Annotated in this window: 14 protein-coding genes; 7 read left to right on the plus strand and 7 right to left on the minus strand. The window is 65.3% G+C overall.

Translation table 11 applies throughout. From position 1 onward, the window contains the following. Positions 1–4 precede the first annotated feature (4 nt). The 5 genes from H7F35_RS30350 to H7F35_RS30370 all read right to left on the minus strand — a co-directional run bounded on the left by H7F35_RS30350 (position 5) and on the right by H7F35_RS30370 (position 7,406). On the minus strand, positions 5–958 hold the full coding sequence (locus tag H7F35_RS30350; protein ID WP_187110207.1) for a branched-chain amino acid ABC transporter permease: 954 nt from the start codon (positions 956–958) through the stop codon (positions 5–7). Positions 959–1,038: 80 nt separating this feature from the next. After that, positions 1,039–2,271, minus strand: a complete 1,233-nt coding sequence (locus H7F35_RS30355) for a branched-chain amino acid ABC transporter substrate-binding protein (RefSeq protein WP_187110208.1) — start codon at positions 2,269–2,271, stop codon at positions 1,039–1,041. 199 nt (positions 2,272–2,470) lie between these two features. Continuing rightward, positions 2,471–3,700 carry a branched-chain amino acid ABC transporter substrate-binding protein gene (locus H7F35_RS30360; RefSeq protein ID WP_187110209.1) on the minus strand — a complete coding sequence of 410 codons (1,230 nt, stop codon included), beginning with the start codon at positions 3,698–3,700 and terminating at the stop codon, positions 2,471–2,473. 140 nt (positions 3,701–3,840) lie between these two features. Next, entirely contained in the window at positions 3,841–5,484 is a 1,644-nt protein-coding gene (locus tag H7F35_RS30365; protein WP_187110210.1) for a 3-(methylthio)propionyl-CoA ligase, read from the minus strand. Between the two features lie 152 nt (positions 5,485–5,636). After that, positions 5,637–7,406 (minus strand): carboxylesterase/lipase family protein, encoded by a 1,770-nt coding sequence (locus H7F35_RS30370; RefSeq protein ID WP_261803419.1) that lies wholly within the window; start codon positions 7,404–7,406, stop codon positions 5,637–5,639. A gap of 150 nt (positions 7,407–7,556) precedes the next feature. On the opposite strand from H7F35_RS30370, the gene H7F35_RS30375 reads away from it, so the two are divergent. The 6 genes from H7F35_RS30375 to H7F35_RS30400 all read left to right on the plus strand — a co-directional run bounded on the left by H7F35_RS30375 (position 7,557) and on the right by H7F35_RS30400 (position 12,316). Continuing rightward, positions 7,557–8,633, plus strand: coding sequence for an AraC family transcriptional regulator (locus H7F35_RS30375; RefSeq protein ID WP_187110211.1), 1,077 nt, complete (start codon positions 7,557–7,559; stop codon positions 8,631–8,633). Between the two features lie 63 nt (positions 8,634–8,696). Continuing rightward, positions 8,697–10,175 (plus strand): protein adenylyltransferase SelO, encoded by a 1,479-nt coding sequence (locus tag H7F35_RS30380; protein ID WP_187110212.1) that lies wholly within the window; start codon positions 8,697–8,699, stop codon positions 10,173–10,175. Continuing rightward, positions 10,172–10,582 (plus strand): peptide-methionine (R)-S-oxide reductase MsrB, encoded by a 411-nt coding sequence (msrB, locus tag H7F35_RS30385; protein ID WP_187110213.1) that lies wholly within the window; start codon positions 10,172–10,174, stop codon positions 10,580–10,582. Before H7F35_RS30380 ends, msrB begins: the two co-directional genes overlap by 4 nt. Continuing rightward, positions 10,579–11,121 carry a septation protein A gene (locus tag H7F35_RS30390; RefSeq protein WP_187110214.1) on the plus strand — a complete coding sequence of 181 codons (543 nt, stop codon included), beginning with the start codon at positions 10,579–10,581 and terminating at the stop codon, positions 11,119–11,121. Before msrB ends, H7F35_RS30390 begins: the two co-directional genes overlap by 4 nt. Further along, the gene (locus H7F35_RS30395) at positions 11,118–11,393 is read left to right on the plus strand and encodes a BolA family protein (RefSeq protein WP_187110215.1); all 276 of its coding nucleotides are present in this window, start codon (positions 11,118–11,120) and stop codon (positions 11,391–11,393) included. Before H7F35_RS30390 ends, H7F35_RS30395 begins: the two co-directional genes overlap by 4 nt. Before the next feature lie 137 nt (positions 11,394–11,530). Further along, on the plus strand, positions 11,531–12,316 hold the full coding sequence (locus H7F35_RS30400) for a peptidylprolyl isomerase (protein ID WP_187110216.1): 786 nt from the start codon (positions 11,531–11,533) through the stop codon (positions 12,314–12,316). Positions 12,317–12,375: 59 nt separating this feature from the next. Here the strand turns inward: H7F35_RS30400 and H7F35_RS30405 are convergent, their stop codons facing one another. Together H7F35_RS30405 and purL are read right to left on the minus strand one after the other, a co-directional pair. Beyond that, positions 12,376–12,723 carry a hypothetical protein gene (locus H7F35_RS30405; protein WP_187110217.1) on the minus strand — a complete coding sequence of 116 codons (348 nt, stop codon included), beginning with the start codon at positions 12,721–12,723 and terminating at the stop codon, positions 12,376–12,378. Next, on the minus strand, positions 12,693–16,709 hold the full coding sequence (gene purL / locus H7F35_RS30410; protein ID WP_187110218.1) for a phosphoribosylformylglycinamidine synthase: 4,017 nt from the start codon (positions 16,707–16,709) through the stop codon (positions 12,693–12,695). The genes H7F35_RS30405 and purL overlap by 31 nt, the downstream gene beginning before the upstream one ends. Positions 16,710–16,908: 199 nt before the next feature. Between purL and map the strand changes: the two genes are divergently transcribed. Then, on the plus strand, positions 16,909–17,733 hold the full coding sequence (gene map / locus H7F35_RS30415) for a type I methionyl aminopeptidase (protein WP_187110219.1): 825 nt from the start codon (positions 16,909–16,911) through the stop codon (positions 17,731–17,733). Positions 17,734–17,739 lie beyond the last annotated feature (6 nt).

A 17,739-nucleotide genomic window follows, 5' to 3' on the forward strand; every position in this document is an offset into this window, starting at 1 on the left:
GGCGTCAGTCCTCCCGGGTTCCGAGAAGACCCTTGGGCCTGAAGATGAGGATCAGCACCAGGAACAGGTACGGAAGAATGGGCGCCACCTGCGAGATCGTGAGCTTGAGCAGCTCGTAGCCGAAGGTCTGGTCGGTCACCGCCACGCCGATCGCCTGCAGGCCGGTCGCGAGCGACTGGTCCATGGCCACGGCAAAGGTCTGCACCACGCCGATGATCAGCGACGACAGGAACGCACCGGCCAGCGAGCCCATGCCGCCGACCACCACCACCACGAAGATGATGGAGCCGACCGAGCCCGCCATGGCCGGCTCGGTGACATAGGTGTTGCCACCGACCACGCCCGCCAGGCCGGCGAGCGCGGCACCGCCGCCGAACACCAGCATGAACACGCGCGGCACGTTGTGGCCCAGCGCCTCGACCATGTCGGGGTGCTTCAGCGCCGCCTGGATGACCAGGCCGATGCGCGTGCGCGTGAGCAGCAGCCACACCGAGATCAGCATCAGCACCGCCACCAGCATGATGAACGAGCGCGACTTGGGAAACTGCGTGCCGTACAGCGTGAAGAGCGGACCCTGCAGTGCCGTCGGCAGTCCGTACGGCACCGTGGAGCGGCCCCACACGAGCTGCACGATTTCAAGAATCAGGTACGAAAGGCCGAAGGTCACCAGCAGCTCGGGCACATGGCCGAACTTGTGGACGCGGCGCAGGCAGTAGCGCTCGAAGGCCGCCCCCAGGATAAACACCAGCAGCGGCGCCAGGAAGAGCGCCGGCCAGAAACCCAGGATGCCCGACAGCGTGTAGGCGAAGTAGGCGCCGAGCATGTAGAAGCTGGCGTGCGCGAAATTGAGCACACCCATCATGCTGAAGATCAGCGTGAGGCCGGAGCTCAGCATGAACAACAGCAAGCCGTAGCTGACGCCGTTGAGCAGCGAGATGACGAAGAATTCGACGTTCATCGGTCTTTCGTGTCAGTTGAAAAAAGAAAAAGGCCCGAGTGTTGAAGTCGGGCCTCGACCGCTTTGGCGCGTTCCCGAACTTAAGAGGGACGCTTCATCTGGCACGTGGTGGGCGTGCTGGCCACATAGGCGTCGTAGTACTTCACCGGCGCCAGCGTGTAGCCGGTGTTTTCCGGGCTGTACGGATACTTGGCACTGGCCTTTTCCCAGCGGGCGATGTACAGGCCCTGCTGCAGCTGGTGGTCAGCCTTGCGCAGTTCGACGTCGCCGTTGAAGCTCTTGAACTTCATGCCTTCGAGCGCCGCGGCCACCTTGACCACATCGGTCGACTTGGTCTTGACGAAGGCTTCGGTCAGGGCCTGGAACACGGTGTAGGCATCGGTCGTGTAGATGTCGTCGTTGAACTTCTTCTTGAAGTCCTCGGCGTACTTCTGCATCTCGCCGCCCATGTTGTAGTGGGCATAGCCGACCTGGAACACCTTGCCGTCGGACGCTGCGCCCATGGCGGTCGGCGTGCCGCTGGTCACGGCGTAGTAGGTATAGAACTTGACGTTCAGGCCCGAGTCATTCGCGGCCTTGATGAGCAGCGCGAGGTCGGAGCCCCAGTTGCCGGTGATCACGGTGTCGGCACCCGATGCCTTGATCTTGGCGATGTAGGGCGCGAAGTCGCGCACTTGTGCCAGCGGATGCAGGTCGTCGCCGACGATCTGGATGTCGGGGCGCTTGTGCTTGAGGTCTTCCTTGGCGTACTTGGAGACCTGCTGGCCGTGCGCGTAGTTCTGGCCGATGATGTAGACCTTCTTGATGTCCGGCTGGTCCTTCATGTAGGTGGTCAGCGCTTCCATCTTCATCGACGTGTCGGCGTCGAAGCGGTATTGCCAGTAGCTGCACTTGGCGTTGGTCAGCTCGGGATCGACTGCGGCGTAATTCAGGTACAGCGCTTCCTTGCCCGGATTGCGTGCGTTGTTCTTTTCGAGCGCGTCGATGATCGCCAGCGCCGGGCCGGAGCCGTTGCCCTGCACGATGTAGCGCGCGCCCTGGTCCATGGCCGAGCGCAGTGCGCTGGTGGTTTCCTGCGGGCTGAGCTTGTTGTCGATCGCGATGATCTCGAACTTCACGCCGGCCGCATTCTTCTTGTTGAATTCTTCGGCAAAGAACTGGAAGGTCTTGAGTTGGTTCGTTCCCACCGCGGCCATCAGGCCCGACAACGGGTCGATCCATGCGACCTTGACGGTTTCACCCTTCTGGGCGAGCGCGCCGGTGGCGCTTGCCGCGAGAACGGCTGCGGTAACGATCTTCAGAGCGAACTTCAATCTATATCTCCTGGTCAAACCGATTCAAAAGGCCTCACGAGAGTACAAGCGTTCGCAGCCCCTCCCCTCAGGGAATGCCCGTAAGGGAGGCGTTGCAAAGGCCCGTTTCTATCGCGCAGGCGACAGCGCATTTCTCCAAATTGCTACCCGCTGGTAGGTAGCTTCTACCGCTGGGTAGGAAATGCGTTCACAAAGACGCCTAGGGGCGCTTCATCTGGCAGGTCGTGGGCGTGCTCGCCACATACGACTCGTAATACTTCACGGGGACATTGGTGTAGCCGGTGTTCTCGGCGTCGTAGGGGTACTTGGCGCTGGCCTTTTCCCAACGCGAGATGTACAGGCCCTGCTGCAACTGGTGGTCGGCCTTGCGCATTTCGACTTCGCCGTTGAAGCTCTTGATCTTCATGCCCTCGAGGGCAGCGGCCACCTTGACCGGGTCGGTCGACTTGGTCTGGGCGAAGGCAGCGTCGAGCAGCGCGAACACGTGATAGATCGAGGCCTGCGTCAGGTCGTCGTTCATCTTCTTCTTGTAGCCGTTGAGCAGCCTCTGGATCTCGCCGCCCATGTTGTAGTGGGCGTAAGCCACGGTGTAGACCTTGCCGTCGGACGTGGCACCCATGGCCGTGGGCGTGCCGGCGCCCGGCGCGTAGTAGGTCAGGAACCTGACGTTCAGGCCCGAGTCGTTGGCGGCCTTGATGAGCAGCGACAGGTCGGAGCCCCAGTTGCCGGTGATGACGGTGTCGGCGCCCGATGCCTTGATCTTGGCGATGTAGGGCGAGAAGTCGCGAACCTGTGCCAGCGGATGCAGGTCGTCGCCCACGATCTGGATGTCGGGGCGCTTGATCTTCAGGTCTTCCTTGGCGAACTTGGACACCTGCACACCGTGCGCGTAGTTCTGGCCGAGGATGTAGACCTTCTTGATGTCGGGCTGGTCCTTCATCCAGGCGGTCAGCGCTTCCATCTTCATGGAGGTGTCGGCGTCCACGCGGAAGTGCCAGTAGCTGCACTTGCTGTTGGTCAGGTCGGGGTCGACCGCCGCATAGTTCATGTACAGCAGTTCCTTGCCCGGATTGCGCGCGTTGTTCTTCTCGATGGCGTCGATGATCGCGAGCGCGGGGCCCGAACCGTTGCCCTGCATAATGTAGCGCGCGCCCTGGTCTTGTGCGGAGCGCAGCGCGGCTGTGGTTTCCTGCGGGCTGAGCTTGTTGTCCAGAGCGAGGATCTCGAACTTCACACCCGACAGGTTCTTCTTGTTGAACTCTTCAGCAAGGAATTGCGTGGTCTTGAGCTGGTTGGTGCCCACCGCGGCCATCAGGCCGGACAGCGGATCGAGCCAGGCGATCTTGACCGTCTCACCCTTCTGGGCGAATGCGGCTGTGACGCTGATCAACATTGCACAGGCAGCTACTGACTTGATAGCAAATTGCATGAAGAGTCTCCTGAGTGAAAGGCGGGATGCCAGCGTACAAGCGCCCTTTTTTTCCCCGCACAGGGATTGCCCGGGAGGAAGGCCGCCAAGGCGGCCTTGCTATCACGTGCGCGACAGTGCGAGTGGGCTTGGCTTGTGCGTCAGAGCGTGGGCAGCTTGTAGTCCTTGAGCAGTTCGCGAAGACGGGTCTTCAGGATCTTCCCGGTGGCGCCGATCGGAATGGCCTCGACGAACACCACGTCGTCGGGGATCTGCCACTTGGCGGTCTTGCCTTCGTAGAACTTGAGCAGTTCTTCGCGCGTGACTTCGGCGCCTGGCTTCTTCACGACCGCGATGATCGGGCGCTCGTCCCACTTGGGATGGAACACGCCGATGCAGGCGGCCATGGCCACTGCCGGGTGCGCGACCGCGATGTTCTCGATCTCGATGGAACTGATCCACTCGCCGCCGGACTTGATCACGTCCTTGCTGCGGTCGGTGATCTGCAGGTAGCCGTCGGCGTCGATGGTGGCCACGTCGCCGGTCGGGAACCAGCCCCGGCCTTGCGCATCGGGAATGAGCGGGTTGCCGCCCTCGCCCTTGAAGTATTCCTTCACGACCCACGGGCCCTTGACCAGCAGGTCGCCGTAGGCCTTGCCGTCCCAGGGCAGTTCGTTGCCGTCGCCATCGACGATCTTCATGTCGACGCCGAAGATCGCGCGGCCCTGTTTCATGCGGATCTGCAACTGCGCATCGGCCGGCAGCGACAGATGCTTGTTCTTGAGCGTGCAGAGCGTGCCCAGCGGGCTCATCTCGGTCATGCCCCAGGCGTGCAGCACCTCGACGTTGAACTTCTCCTGGAACGCCGTGATCATGGCCGGCGGGCAGGCCGAGCCACCGATGACGGTGCGGTTCAGCTTGCTGAACTTCAGGCCGTTGGTCTGCATGTGGCCCAGCATCATCTGCCACACGGTGGGCACGCCGGCCGCGAAGGTCACACCTTCGGACTCGATCAGCTCGTACACCGACTTGCCGTCGAGCGACGGGCCCGGGAACACCAGCTTGCAACCCACCAGCGCAGCCGAGTACGGAATGCCCCAGGCATTGACGTGGAACATCGGCACCACCGGCAGCACCGAGTCTTGCGCGGAGATGCGCATGACGTCGGGCAGCGCGGCAGCGTAGGCATGCAGCATGGTCGAGCGATGGCTGTACAGCGCGGCCTTCGGGTTGCCCGTGGTGCCGCTCGTGTAGCACATGCTCGATGCCGAGTTCTCGTCGAAGGTGGGCCAGTCGTAGTCGCTCGACTGCTGGCCGAGCCAGGCTTCATAGCTCACGAGGTTGGGCACGCCGCTGTCGACCGGCAGCTTGTCGGCGTCGCACAGCGCCACCCATTTGCGGATCATCGGGCAGCGCGCGTGCACGGCCTGCACCAGCGGCAGGAAGCTCAGGTCGAAGCACAGGATCTGGTCTTCGGCATGGTTGGCGATCCACGCGATCTGGTCGGGATGCAGGCGCGGGTTGATGGTGTGCAGCACGCGGCCGCTGCCGCTCACGCCGTAGTAAAGCTCCAGGTGGCGATAGCCGTTCCAGGCCAGCGTGGCGACGCGGTCGCTGAACAGCAACTGCTCGCCGTCCAGCGCGTTGGCCACCTGCCGGGCACGCGATGCGATACCGCTCCATGTCGTGCGGTGAATATCGCCTTCGACACGGCGCGAGACGATCTCGCCGTCGCCGTTGTGGCGCTCGACGAATTCGATCAGCGACGAGATCAAAAGCGGTTGGTCTTGCATCAAACCCAGCATCTACAGACTCCTATGTGAAATGACTTCTAAAAACTTGCGTACAACGGATTCACGCAAGCTTCGGCCACTTGCACAATGACACAAACCCGCACTGCTGGATTGAACGAAGCGGCTCTTCAGCGAGGCCCGCGGTTCGATACCGAAAAAGCCGCTCACGGTGCGCTGTTCTGCAGCTGCGTCTTGCTGGCGTCGAGCACGATCTTGCGTGGCCAGTTGGGCCAGGTCACGCCCAGGCCCGAATGGTTCGGATCGCCGGTGCGCGCGAACGCGGACAGGCTGCCCACCATCGCATCCGACAGCGCCTCGCGTCCCGGCCGGTTCGCCTCGCCGAAGGAGAACGAGAAGACGCCGGTGCCGAAGTTGTGGAACATGAACGCCGTGTCCAGCCCGTGCGTGGCGCCATAGGCGGTGTTGAACGGTGCCACCTGCTGGCTCCAGTCGAAACGGTAGTACCAGGTCTTCGTCGGCAGGTACTTGGCCACCGAATCGACCTGCGGCGGCAGGATGTTGAGGAAGATCGCGTTGGTGAGGGTGTTCGTCCACGCCTTCCAGCCGGTCAACGGCTGGTCTACCGGAAGGTAGGACGCTTTGATCAGGTCCGCCTCGGTGAGCGTCACGGGTGCGTCCGGGTTGAAGTTGTACTGCAGGCCGAAGCGGTCGTAGTCGCTGGGTTTGAAACCTCCGAACAGCGTGCCTTCGTCGCGTGTGTTGCCGATCAGCATGGGCATCTTGTTGAACCGGCCGGCATCGACCTCGGCGGCCGAGTTCACGGGCAGGATGGTGCCGTCCTCGATGGGCGCCGGCGCATTGCCCAGTTGCGGGTTCGCGAGCACGATGGTCAGCAGCTTGTCCGCCGACAGGCCGCGCAGGTAACTCGCGATCTGCGCATCGGTCTGCGAGGCCACCCAGGCATCGGCCGTCGGGGTGTCGGTGGCCTTGCCGTCGGCGATGACGATCGCGTTGAGCAGCCCCTTCGAATAGGTCTGCGCGGTAGGACGCGAGGCGAAGGCGATCCCGCCGCTCAGCGGCACCGCCTTGTGCAGCAGGCCGGCCGACGCGCTCGATACGACCAGGCCCCAGGTGTTGACCGCGCCCGCCGACTGCCCCATCACCGTGACGTTGCCCGCATCGCCGCCGAAGGCACCGATGTTGGCCTGGACGAACTTCAGGGCCTGCATCTGGTCGAGCAGCGCAAAGTTGCCCGAGTCGTTGCTCGCGTTGCCGGTCTTGAGCTGCGGCAGATCGAGCCAGCCGAGCGCGCCGACGCGGTAGTTGATGGTCACGACGACGGCGTCGCCGCGCTTGGCGAGCTGGGCACCGTCGTAGCCCGGATCGGCCGTGTAGCCCGAGATGTTGCTGCCGCCGTAGATGTAGACGATCACCGGCAGCTTGGTGGTGTCGCCGGCCGGGCGCCAGATGTTGAGCGTCAGGCAGTCCTCGTCGCCCACCGGCTTGCCGAAGCCCTCGCGTACGGCAAGACCAAAGGGCGCGTCGTTGGGCGCGGGGCTGAAATAGCGTCCCCCCTGGGCGCAGGCATGGCCGAACTTGCTTGCCGCACGCACGCCCTCCCAGGGCTTGGGATCGGTGGGTGGCGCCCAGCGCAGGCTGCCGACGGGCGCCTGGGCGAACGGAATGCCCTTCCAGGAATACGTGCCGGTGGCGGCGCTGTCGTCCACGCCCTCGATCTTGCCGGCGGTGGTCTGGCGCACCATGGGGCCGTCAGCGGCCGGGGGCGGCGCAGCCGGAGGTGGCGCAGCCGGCGGCCCCGCAGGAACGATCGGAGGGAAGGAGAAACCGGAATCGGAGCCACCGCCGCAGGCGGACAGCGCCATGCAGGCCGCGGCGGCCATGGCTCGCGCCACCGTTGCCACCGCCGTTTGCCGGGTTGCGTCCTGGTTTTCCGTTGTCTCTGTTGTATTCATTGTTTGTCTCCACACCGGGTTAATCGGAATTCCTGCACCGGTGTCCGGCGGCCATACTCCGGCCGACCGGATCCGCCAGAAAATTCTAGGAACGGACCGCGTTTCCTCCGCTATCGCAAGCGAGCCAATTCAATGACTTCAGGAGCCTCCATGCCGCATGCCCAGCGCCGACCGCAACGCCGGCCGGGCTGCACCCAGCAGCCAGAACTGCGGACCAGTTCGGCCGCCTGGCTCGAAGGCGTGCTCTCGATGTTCGAGGCCGAAGGCCTGGACGTGCCCTCGTTGCTGCGCGAAGCCGGCTTCGACCCCGACTCGCTGCACCGCCAGAACGCGCGCGTGCCGGTCGACGAGATTTCCGTGCTCTGGCAACTGGCCGTGGCGCGCGCGGGCAAGCCCACGCTGGGCCTGCACCGCGACCTGGCAGCCACGCACAGCAAGCTGGGCACGGTCGGCCACGCGATGTCGTGCAGCGCCGATCTGGGAGAGGCACTCACCCGGCTCACCCGCTACATGGCCGTGATCTCGGACGCGACCGCCTTCTCGATGCAGCCCGAGGCACGCGGCTGCTGGATGGTGATGGAGCACACCGGCGGCAGCCTGCCGATCCCGCGCCAGCGCGTCGAATACGCCCTCCTGACCGTGTTCATGCAGTGCCAGTGGCTCACCCGGCGCGAGCTGCAGCCGCTGGCCCTGGAGTTCGTCTACCCGCCGCCGGCCGACGACCGGCTGCACCGCGAGGCCTTCAGCTGCCCGATCCGCTACAACGCACCCGCCAACCGGCTGCTGCTGTCGGCCGCCGACATGGCGATGCCGCTGCCCACCCACCACCCCACGCTCGGCGAGATGCAGGAGCATCTGCTGGACGACCAGCTCAACCTGCTCGGCCAGACCACCACCAGCAGCCTGGTGTGCGCCGAGATCGCGCGCCGGCTGCCGCATGGCGAGCCGCGCCGGCAGGACGTGGCCGCGGGCCTGGGCCTTGCGGAGCGCACGCTGCAGCGGCGGCTGCAGGAGGAGTCGGTGTCGTTCCAGTCGCTGCTCGACCGCACCCGTCGCAAGCTTGCGCAGCAGTACCTCGCGGAAGACCGCCATACGCTCACCGACGTGGCGGACATGCTCGGCTTTGTCGACAGCAGCAACTTCTTTCGGGCCTGCAAGCGATGGTTCGGCCTTCCGCCCACGCAGTACCGGGCGCGGATCTGGGATACGCCGGTGCTGGCCCACTGAGCCACGCCGGGCGCCGATGGCCCGCGCGGCAAGGGGTTACGCTCGGTGCCGGACAATCCGGCCATGAGCCTGCTTGCTGAAGACACCGACATCGCGGACCTGGGATTGCGCTGGAAACCTGGCTTTTCGACCCTCGGCCCCGCGTTTTTCACCGAATTGCGACCAACGCCCCTGCCCGACCCGTACTGGGTATGCCGCAGCGAGGCCGTTGCACGCGAACTCGGCCTGCCGGCCGACTGGCATTCCGACGGCACGCTCCGGGCACTGACAGGCAGTGCGCCGATTGCCGGCACACAGCCTTTTGCCACGGTCTACAGCGGCCACCAGTTCGGCGTGTGGGCCGGCCAGTTGGGCGACGGCCGCGCGATCATGATCGGCGAGACCGCCACCGGCCTCGAAGTGCAACTGAAGGGCGCGGGCCGCACACCCTATTCGCGCGGCGGCGACGGCCGTGCGGTACTGCGTTCCAGCATCCGCGAATTTCTTTGCAGCGAGGCCATGCACGGCCTGGGCATCCCGACCACGCGCGCGCTCTGCGTCACGGGCTCCGACGCCCGCGTGCGCCGCGAAGAACTGGAGAGCGCCGCCGTCGTGACGCGCGTGGCGCCCAGCTTCATCCGCTTCGGCCATTTCGAGCACTTCGCGGCCAACCAGCGTGAAGACGAGTTGCGCGCGCTGGCCGACTACGTCATCGACCGCTACTACCCGGCCTGCCGCACCACCGACCGCTTCGACGGCAACGCCTACGCGGCCTTCCTCGAAGCCGTGAGCGAGCGCACCGCCGCCCTGCTCGCGCAATGGCAGGCCGTGGGCTTTTGCCACGGCGTGATGAACACCGACAACATGAGCATCCTGGGGCTCACCATCGACTACGGGCCTTTCCAGTTTCTCGATGGTTTCGATCCGCGCCACATCTGCAACCACAGCGACACCAGCGGGCGCTACGCCTTCAACCAGCAGCCCAACGTGGCGTACTGGAACCTGTTCTGCCTGGCGCAAGCGCTGCTGCCGCTGATCGGCGAGCAGGAAGTCGCCGTGGCCGCGCTGGAGTCGTACAAGACCGTGTTCCCCACCGAGTTCGAGGCCCGCATGCGCGCCAAGCTCGGCCTGTCGGATTCGGCCGAAGGCGACCGTGCGCTGGTCGAAGGCGTCCTCAAGTTGCTGGCCGCGGGCAAGGTCGATTACACGATCTTCTGGCGCCGGCTCTCGCATTACGTCGCGGACAACAGCGTCGAGCCGGTGCGCGACCTGTTCCTCGACCGCGAGGGCTTCGACGCCTGGCTGCTATTGTTTTCAGAGCGCCATGCGCAGGGTGTGCGTTCGCAAGCGGCCGATTTGATGCTCAAATCCAACCCCAAATTCGTGCTGCGGAACCACCTGGGCCAGCAAGCCATCGAAGCAAGTCAGCAAAAGGACCAGGCTGGTGTGGCAGTCTTGTTGGCTCTGCTCGAAACCCCATTTGAAGAACATCCCGGCGCCGATGCGTATGCCGGCTTCCCGCCCGACTGGGCGTCCACGATTGAAATCAGCTGCTCATCATGACCACTCCCGTTGAAAAAACCGAAGCCGAATGGAAAGCCCTGCTCGCTGAAAAAGGCGCCGAGCCCGCAGCCTTCGAGGTCACGCGCCATGCGGCCACCGAGCGCCCCTTCACCGGCAAGTACGAAGCGCACTGGGACGACGGCACCTACCACTGCGTGTGCTGCGGCGCCAAGCTGTTCGAGTCGGGCACCAAGTTCGACGCGGGCTGCGGCTGGCCCAGCTTCTCCGAAGAGGCCGTGCCCGGCGCCATCCGCAACATCGTCGACCGCTCGCACGGCATGGTGCGCACCGAGAACGTCTGCGCGAACTGCGGCGCCCATCTGGGCCACGTGTTCCCCGACGGCCCGACGGATACCGGCCTGCGCTACTGCATGAACTCGGCCTCGCTCGACTTCCAGAAAAAATGAAACTGCTCCTCGACTTCTTCCCGATCCTGCTTTTCTTCGGCGCCTACAAGCTCGGCGACATCTACACCGCCACCGGCGTGCTGATGGCTGCCACTGTGGTGCAGATGGCGATCATCTACGCCATGGAACGCAAGCTGCAGGCGATGCAGAAGGCCACGCTGGTGCTGATCCTGCTGTTCGGCACGCTCACGCTGGTGCTGCACGACGACCGCTTCATCAAGTGGAAGCCGACGGTGCTGTACGGCGCGATGGCGATCGCGCTGGCGGTGGCGCTGTGGGCGCTGAAGAAAAACTTCCTGAAGATGCTGCTGGGCCAGCAGCTCGAGCTGCCCGAGCGCATCTGGGGCCGGCTGAATGTGGCGTGGATCGGCTATTGCCTGTTCATGGCCATCATCAACGGCTACGTGGCGGCCTACTTCACCACCGAGGCCTGGGTCAACTTCAAGCTCTGGGGCTACGTGTTCCCCATCGTCTTCCTGGTCGCACAGGGCCTGTACATTGCGCCGCACCTCAAGGGCGACGACAAGCCCGCCGCATGAGCACCGCAGCACTCTTGCCCACCGCGGCAGACCTCGAAGCCGCGTTGCGCGAAGCGCTCGCGCCCACCACGCTCGAAGTGATCGACGAGAGCGGCGCGCACGCCGGCCATGCGGGTGCCAACGCGGAAGGCCGCGGCACCCATTTCCGGGTGCGCATCGCCTCGCCGCTGTTCGCCGGAAAGCCCCGCGTGGCGCGGCATCGGCTTGTGTATGATGCCCTCCAAGTTTTTATCGCACAGGGTCTGCACGCCATCGCCATCGAGGTGCTCTGAGTCGTCCATGGGTCGCACGCCGCATTTGTCGCGGCGGTCCGGCCACCCTTCTCCTCCCCCATTTCGTCCCTATCCCTGCTTTCTTTCACGCGCCTTTTCCTACAAGCGCATTTCCTTCCCAGCTCGATATTCATTCCATGAAAAAACAAATCTTGCAGGCCGTCGCGGCCGCAGTGCTGCTCGGCGCCATTCCCTTGGCGGCTCTGGCGCAGAACGCCGCCATCGTCAACGGCAAGCCGGTGCCCAAGGCCCGCATGGACGCGCTGGCACAGCAGCTCGCCGCTGCCGGCCGTCCGGTGACGCCTGAAATGCAAAGCCAGCTGCGCGAAGAAGTCGTGGCGCGCGAAGTGTTCATGCAGGAAGCGCAAAAGCAGGGCCTGGACGCCAACGACGACTACAAGAACCAGCTCGAACTCGCACGCCAGGCCATCCTGATCCGCGCCCTGTTCGAGAACTACCGCAAGACCAACCCGGTCTCGGACGCCGACGTGAAGGCCGAGTACGACAAGTTCGTCGCGGCCAACGGCGGCAAGGAATACAAGGCCCGCCACATCCTGGTCGAAACCGAAGACCAGGCCAAGAAGATCATGGCTGACCTGAAGAAGGGCGCCAAGTTCGAAGACATCGCCAAGAAGCAGAGCAAGGACCCGGGATCGGGCGCCAACGGCGGCGACCTCGACTGGGCCAACCCCGCGAGCTTCGTGCCCGAGTTCTCGGAAGCCATGATCAAGCTCAAGAAGGGCGAGACCACCCCGGCGCCGATCAAGACCCAGTTCGGCTGGCACATCATCCGCGTCGACGACATCCGCCAGGCCCAACTGCCGAAGCTGGAAGAAGTGAAGCCGCAGATCACGCAGCAACTGCAACAGCAGCGCCTGCAGAAGTACCAGGAAGAACTGCGCGCGAAGGCGAAGGTCGAGTAACTCGACTCAGGCCAAAAGAAAAGCGACCTGCGGGTCGCTTTTTTCATGGCCGTTTCTTTTCAGATGCCCCAGGTTCCGAAGTTGTCGCCCGGGCCATCCAGCACAAGAAAGGCGCGCCAGGCAGCATCGGCGCTGTCGCCTTGCATCGCGCGGCGCAGCGCGTCGAGCGTGCGCGCAATCTTCTTCGAGGCGCCGAAATGCGCGGCGTTGAGCGCATCGAGCTGCGGCAGCAGCACCTGCAACACCTGCGCGCGGGCCACCGCCTCGGCGGCTGCATCGTCGCGCCAGGCAAGCAACTGCTTGCGAATCAGGTCCTCGATCCGCGCCGCTTCCAGCACGTGCCGGCTTTGCGGGTGATCGAGGTCGAGCATCGGCTTCAGCCCACCCAGCGGCGCGCGTTGCGCCAAATCTGCATCCAGGGGCTCAGCTCGCTCCGTTCGCCCGGCGTCCAGCTCATCTGGATGTTGCGGAACACGCGCTCCGGGTGCGGCATCACGGCGGTGAAGCGGCCGTCCGGCGTGGTCACCGAGGTCAGGCCACCCGCGCTGCCGTTCGGGTTGAATGGGTACTGCTCGGTCGGCTTGCCGTGGTTGTCGACGAAGCGCATGGCCGCGATGGCCTTGGCCGGGTCACCGCGGTGCTTGAAGTTGGCATAGCCCTCGCCGTGCGCCACCGCGATCGGCAGGCGGCTGCCGGCCATGCTCCCGAAGAAGAGGCTCGGCGATTCGAGCACTTCGACCATCGACAGGCGCGCCTCGAAGCGCTCGCTCTGGTTGGTGGTGAAACGCGGCCAGGCTTCGGCGCCCGGGATGATGTCGGCCAGCTCGGCGAACATCTGGCAGCCGTTGCATACGCCCAGGCCGAAGGTGTCGGCGCGGCCGAAGAAGGCCTTGAACTGCTCGGCCAGCTTCGGGTTGAAGGTGATGCTGCGCGCCCAGCCAATGCCGGCGCCCAGCGTGTCGCCGTAGCTGAAGCCGCCACAGGCGACCACGCCCTTGAAGTTGGCCAGGTCCGCCCTGCCCGTCTGCAGGTCGGTCATGTGGACGTCGTAGGCGTCAAAGCCGGCTTCGGTGAAGGCGTAGGCCATCTCAACGTGCGAGTTGACGCCCTGCTCGCGCAGGATCGCGACTTTGGGGCGCGATTGCAGGATGGCAGGCGCTGCTGGCTGCGCGTTCGGCAGGAACACATGCATGCCGGGGTCCGAAGGCTCGCCAGCCGCGGCGTGCTCGGCATCGGCGCAGGCGGGGTTGTCGCGTTCGCGGGCGATCTTCCAGCTCACCGAGTCCCACACCTGATGCAGGTCTTGCAGGCTCGCGCTGAACACCGACTTGGCGTCGCGCCAGATTTCGAGCTTGCCCTTGCCGGCATCCATGGTGGAGGTGGCAGGCCGCGTCTTGCCGACGAAATGGCTGTGGGCGCTCAGGCCGTGGGCGCGCAGCACCTGCATCACGTCGTTGCGTTGCGCCGTGCGCACCTGCAGCACCATGCCGAGTTCTTCGTTGAACAGCGCCTTGAGCGTGAGTTCTTCGCGCCGTCCGCTGACCTGCTGCGCCCAGTTCTTGGCGTCGCCGGTTTCCATGCGGCTGTCGGAAATGCCGTCGCCTTCGGTGACCAGCATGTCGACGTTGAGCGCCACGCCCACGTGGCCGGCAAAGGCCATCTCGCAGGCGGTGGCGAACAGGCCGCCGTCGCTGCGGTCATGCATCGCGAGGATCTTGCCGTCGGCGCGCAGCGCGTTCACTGCGTTCACCAGCGCGACCAGTTGCGCGGGATCGTCGAGGTCGGGCACGGTGTCGCCGCTCTGGCCGAGCGTCTGCGACAGGATGCTGCCGGCCATGCGATGCTGGCCGCGGCCCAGATCGATCAGCACGAGCGTGGTGTCGGCTTCGGTGGCATCGAGCTGCGGCGTGAGCGTGCCGCGCACGTCGGCCAGCGTGGCGAAGGCGGTCACGATCAGGCTCACGGGCGACGTGACCTTCTTGGCTTCGCCGTTGTCCTTCCACTGCGTGCGCATCGACAGCGAATCCTTGCCGACCGGAATCGACACGCCCAGCGCCGGGCACAGTTCCAGGCCGACGGCCTTGACGGTTTCGTACAGCGCTGCGTCTTCACCGGGCTCGCCGCAAGCCGCCATCCAGTTGGCCGACAGCTTGACGCGCGACAGTTCGATCGGCGCAGCCAGCAGGTTGGTGATGGCCTCGGCCACGGCCATGCGGCCCGAGGCCGGCGCGTCGAGCGCGGCCAGCGGCGTGCGCTCGCCCATGCTCATCGCCTCGCCAGCAAAGCCCTTGTAGTCGGCCAGCGTCACGGCGCAATCGGCCACGGGCACCTGCCACGGGCCGACCATCTGGTCGCGGTGGCTCAGGCCGCCCACGGTGCGGTCGCCGATGGTGATCAGGAAGCGCTTGGAAGCAACCGTCGGGTGCGCGAGCACGTCGATGGCCGCCTTCTGCAAATTGACGCCCGTGAGGTCGAGCGGCTTGAAGCTGCGGGCGACGGTCTTCACGTCGCGGTGCATCTTGGGCGGCTTGCCCAGCAGCACGTCCATGGGCATGTCGACGGGCTGCACCGCAGCGCCTTCATCGGCCACCAAAAGTTGGCGCTCTTCGGTCGCCACGCCCACCACCGAGAACGGGCAGCGCTCGCGCTCGCAGAAGGCCTTGAATTGTTCGAGCGATTCGGGCGCGATGGCCAGCACATAGCGCTCCTGGCTTTCGTTGCACCAGATTTCCTTCGGTGCCATGCCCGACTCTTCGAGCGGCACGGCGCGCAGGTCGAAGCGCGCACCACGGCCGGCGTCGTTGGTCAGTTCGGGGAAGGCATTGCTCAGGCCGCCCGCGCCCACGTCGTGGATCGCCAGGATCGGATTGGCCGCGCCCTGCTGCCAGCAATGGTTGATGACCTCTTGCGCACGGCGTTCGATTTCGGGGTTGCCGCGCTGCACCGAGTCGAAGTCGAGTTCGGCTGCGTTCGCGCCGGTGGCCATCGAGCTGGCGGCGCTGCCGCCCATGCCGATGCGCATGCCGGGGCCGCCGAGCTGGATCAGCAGCGAACCGGCCGGGAACAGGATCTTCTTGGTCTGGGTGGCGTCGATGCTGCCGAGGCCGCCCGCGATCATGATGGGCTTGTGATAGCCGCGCTGCACCGTGTCCAGGTCGCTCGCGATGGTCTGCTCGTACTCGCGGAAGTAGCCCAGCAGGTTGGGCCGGCCGAATTCGTTGTTGAACGCGGCGCCGCCCAGCGGGCCCTCGGTCATGATCTGCAGCGGGCTGGCGATGTGCTCGGGCTTGCCGTAGTGGCCGTCTTCCGGCCACAGCTTGGACACGGTGAAGCCGGTCAGGCCGGCCTTGGGCTTGGAGCCGCGGCCGGTGGCGCCTTCGTCACGAATCTCGCCACCGGCGCCGGTCGAGGCGCCGGGGAACGGCGAGATGGCCGTCGGGTGGTTGTGCGTCTCGACCTTCATGAGCACGTGGCTCAGGACGCTCTCTTTTTGATAGCCCTGCTCCCCCGATCCGCTCGCACGTGCCACGAAGCGCTCGATGTTGCTGCCTTCCATCACCGAGGCGTTGTCCGCATAGGCGATCACCGTGTGCTGCGGGTTCTGCTTCTCGGTGTGGCGGATCATCGAGAACAGGCTTTGCGGCTGCGCCTTGCCGTCGATGGTGAACTGGGCGTTGAAGATTTTGTGGCGGCAGTGCTCGCTGTTGGCCTGCGCGAACATCATCAGCTCGACGTCACTGGGGTTGCGCCCCAGGCGGGTGAAAGCTTCCACCAGGTAGTCGATTTCGTCCTCGGCAAGTGCCAGGCCGAAGCCGGTATTGGCCGCCACCAGCGCGGCGCGGCCGCCGGTCTGCACGTCGACCTGGGCCATCGGCTGGGCCGGCAGTTCGCTGAAGAGGCTGGCCGCCTGCGCGACGGTGGCCAGCACCGATTCGGTCATGCGGTCGTGCAGCGGGCCGGACGCAGCGGCCAGGGCGTCGCCTTCGAGAACCGGCGCCTTGCCGATCAGCGGTGCCTTGAGCTTCAGGTGGTATTGCGTGACCCGCTCGACCCGGCGCAGCGCCAGGCCGCAGTTATGGGCAATGTCGGTGGCCTTGGAGGCCCAGGGCGACACGGTGCCCAGGCGGGGCGTGACGACCACCGAGGTGACCGCCTTGGCCGGTGCCTCGAAGGGCTCGCCGTAGGTCAGGAGCGCTGCGAAGCGGTCACGGTCGGCCTCGGCCAGCGTCGCATCGGTCACCACGAGGTGCACGAAACGGGCCGAAATGCCCTCGATGCGCGGCTCGATGGCCTGCAGCTTGGGCAGCAATTGCCGCGCGCGGAAGTCGCTGAGCGCGCTGCCGCCCTCGAACAGGGTTACGACGGGAAGGGCTTGAGGTGCGGGCTGCGTCACGGTCGATGGGGGGCCTCGGGGGCCGCGTTGGGAATCAAGGAATCGAGGCGGATGGCCGCTGACTGGGGGCATCCGCGTTAACCCGGAATTTTAGGCCAACGCCGGGCCGCCCCAAGTTGGCCACCCCCTTGGGGGGCAGCGGGAACACGAAGTGCCCCGCGTTGGGGGCAGGTTCAGCTCTGGATGGGATAATTCAGGGATGAGCATTACCTACAAAGACGCAGCAGGCATCGCCGCCATGCGCGTCGCCTGCCGCCTCGGGTCCGAGGTGTTGGACTACCTCACGCCCTTCATCAAGCCCGGCATCACGACCAACGAGATCGACCGGCTGGCCGCGGAATACATGGTCAAGCAGGGCACCACCTCGGCCACGGTGGGCTACCTGGGCGCCAGCAGCGTGCCTTTTCCGAAGTCGCTGTGCACCTCGGTCAACCACGTGGTGTGCCACGGCATCCCCAATGACAAGCCCTTGAAGAAGGGTGACATCATGAACATCGACGTCACCGTCATCAAGGACGGCTGGTTCGGCGACAACAGCCGCATGTTCGTGATCGGCGACGCTTCCATCGCAGCCAAGCGCCTGTGCTCCCTTACCTTCGAAGCCATGTGGCACGGCATCCTGCAGGTGCGCCCCGGCGGCCACCTGGGCGACGTGGGCCATGCGATCCAGAAATTCGCCGAGGGCCAGGGCTTCTCGGTGGTGCGCGAGTTCTGCGGCCACGGCGTGGGCCAGCGCTTTCATGAAGAGCCGCAGGTGCTGCACTACGGCCGCCCGGGCACCATGGAAGAACTCAAGCCCGGCATGATCTTCACCATCGAGCCGATGATCAACGCCGGCAAGCGCGACGTGAAGGAAGACTTCAAGGGCGGCCAGTACGACGGCTGGACCATCGTCACGCGCGACCATTCGCTGTCGGCCCAGTGGGAGCACACGGTGCTGGTCACCGAAACCGGCTACGAAGTGCTGACACTGTCCGAAGGCAGCCCGCCGCTGCCCTCCTTCGTCACCGCCACCAAGACCTGACGCGGC

It is taken from the genome of Variovorax sp. PAMC26660, assembly GCF_014302995.1.
Lineage (GTDB): Bacteria > Pseudomonadota > Gammaproteobacteria > Burkholderiales > Burkholderiaceae_C > Variovorax.

Excerpts from the sequence above, each read along its gene's own strand:
- H7F35_RS30365 (WP_187110210.1), bottom strand. The coding sequence starts at position 5,484 with ATGCTGGGTTTGATGCAAGACCAACCGCTTTTGATCTCGTCGCTGATC.
- H7F35_RS30400 (WP_187110216.1), top strand. The coding sequence starts at position 11,531 with ATGAAAAAACAAATCTTGCAGGCCGTCGCGGCCGCAGTGCTGCTCGGC.
- H7F35_RS30375 (WP_187110211.1), top strand. The coding sequence starts at position 7,557 with ATGCCGCATGCCCAGCGCCGACCGCAACGCCGGCCGGGCTGCACCCAG.
- H7F35_RS30395 (WP_187110215.1), top strand. The coding sequence starts at position 11,118 with ATGAGCACCGCAGCACTCTTGCCCACCGCGGCAGACCTCGAAGCCGCG.
- H7F35_RS30380 (WP_187110212.1), top strand. The coding sequence starts at position 8,697 with ATGAGCCTGCTTGCTGAAGACACCGACATCGCGGACCTGGGATTGCGC.
- H7F35_RS30350 (WP_187110207.1), bottom strand. The coding sequence starts at position 958 with ATGAACGTCGAATTCTTCGTCATCTCGCTGCTCAACGGCGTCAGCTAC.
- map (WP_187110219.1), top strand. The coding sequence starts at position 16,909 with ATGAGCATTACCTACAAAGACGCAGCAGGCATCGCCGCCATGCGCGTC.
- H7F35_RS30390 (WP_187110214.1), top strand. The coding sequence starts at position 10,579 with ATGAAACTGCTCCTCGACTTCTTCCCGATCCTGCTTTTCTTCGGCGCC.
- H7F35_RS30360 (WP_187110209.1), bottom strand. The coding sequence starts at position 3,700 with ATGCAATTTGCTATCAAGTCAGTAGCTGCCTGTGCAATGTTGATCAGC.
- msrB (WP_187110213.1), top strand. The coding sequence starts at position 10,172 with ATGACCACTCCCGTTGAAAAAACCGAAGCCGAATGGAAAGCCCTGCTC.
- H7F35_RS30370 (WP_261803419.1), bottom strand. The coding sequence starts at position 7,406 with ATGAATACAACAGAGACAACGGAAAACCAGGACGCAACCCGGCAAACG.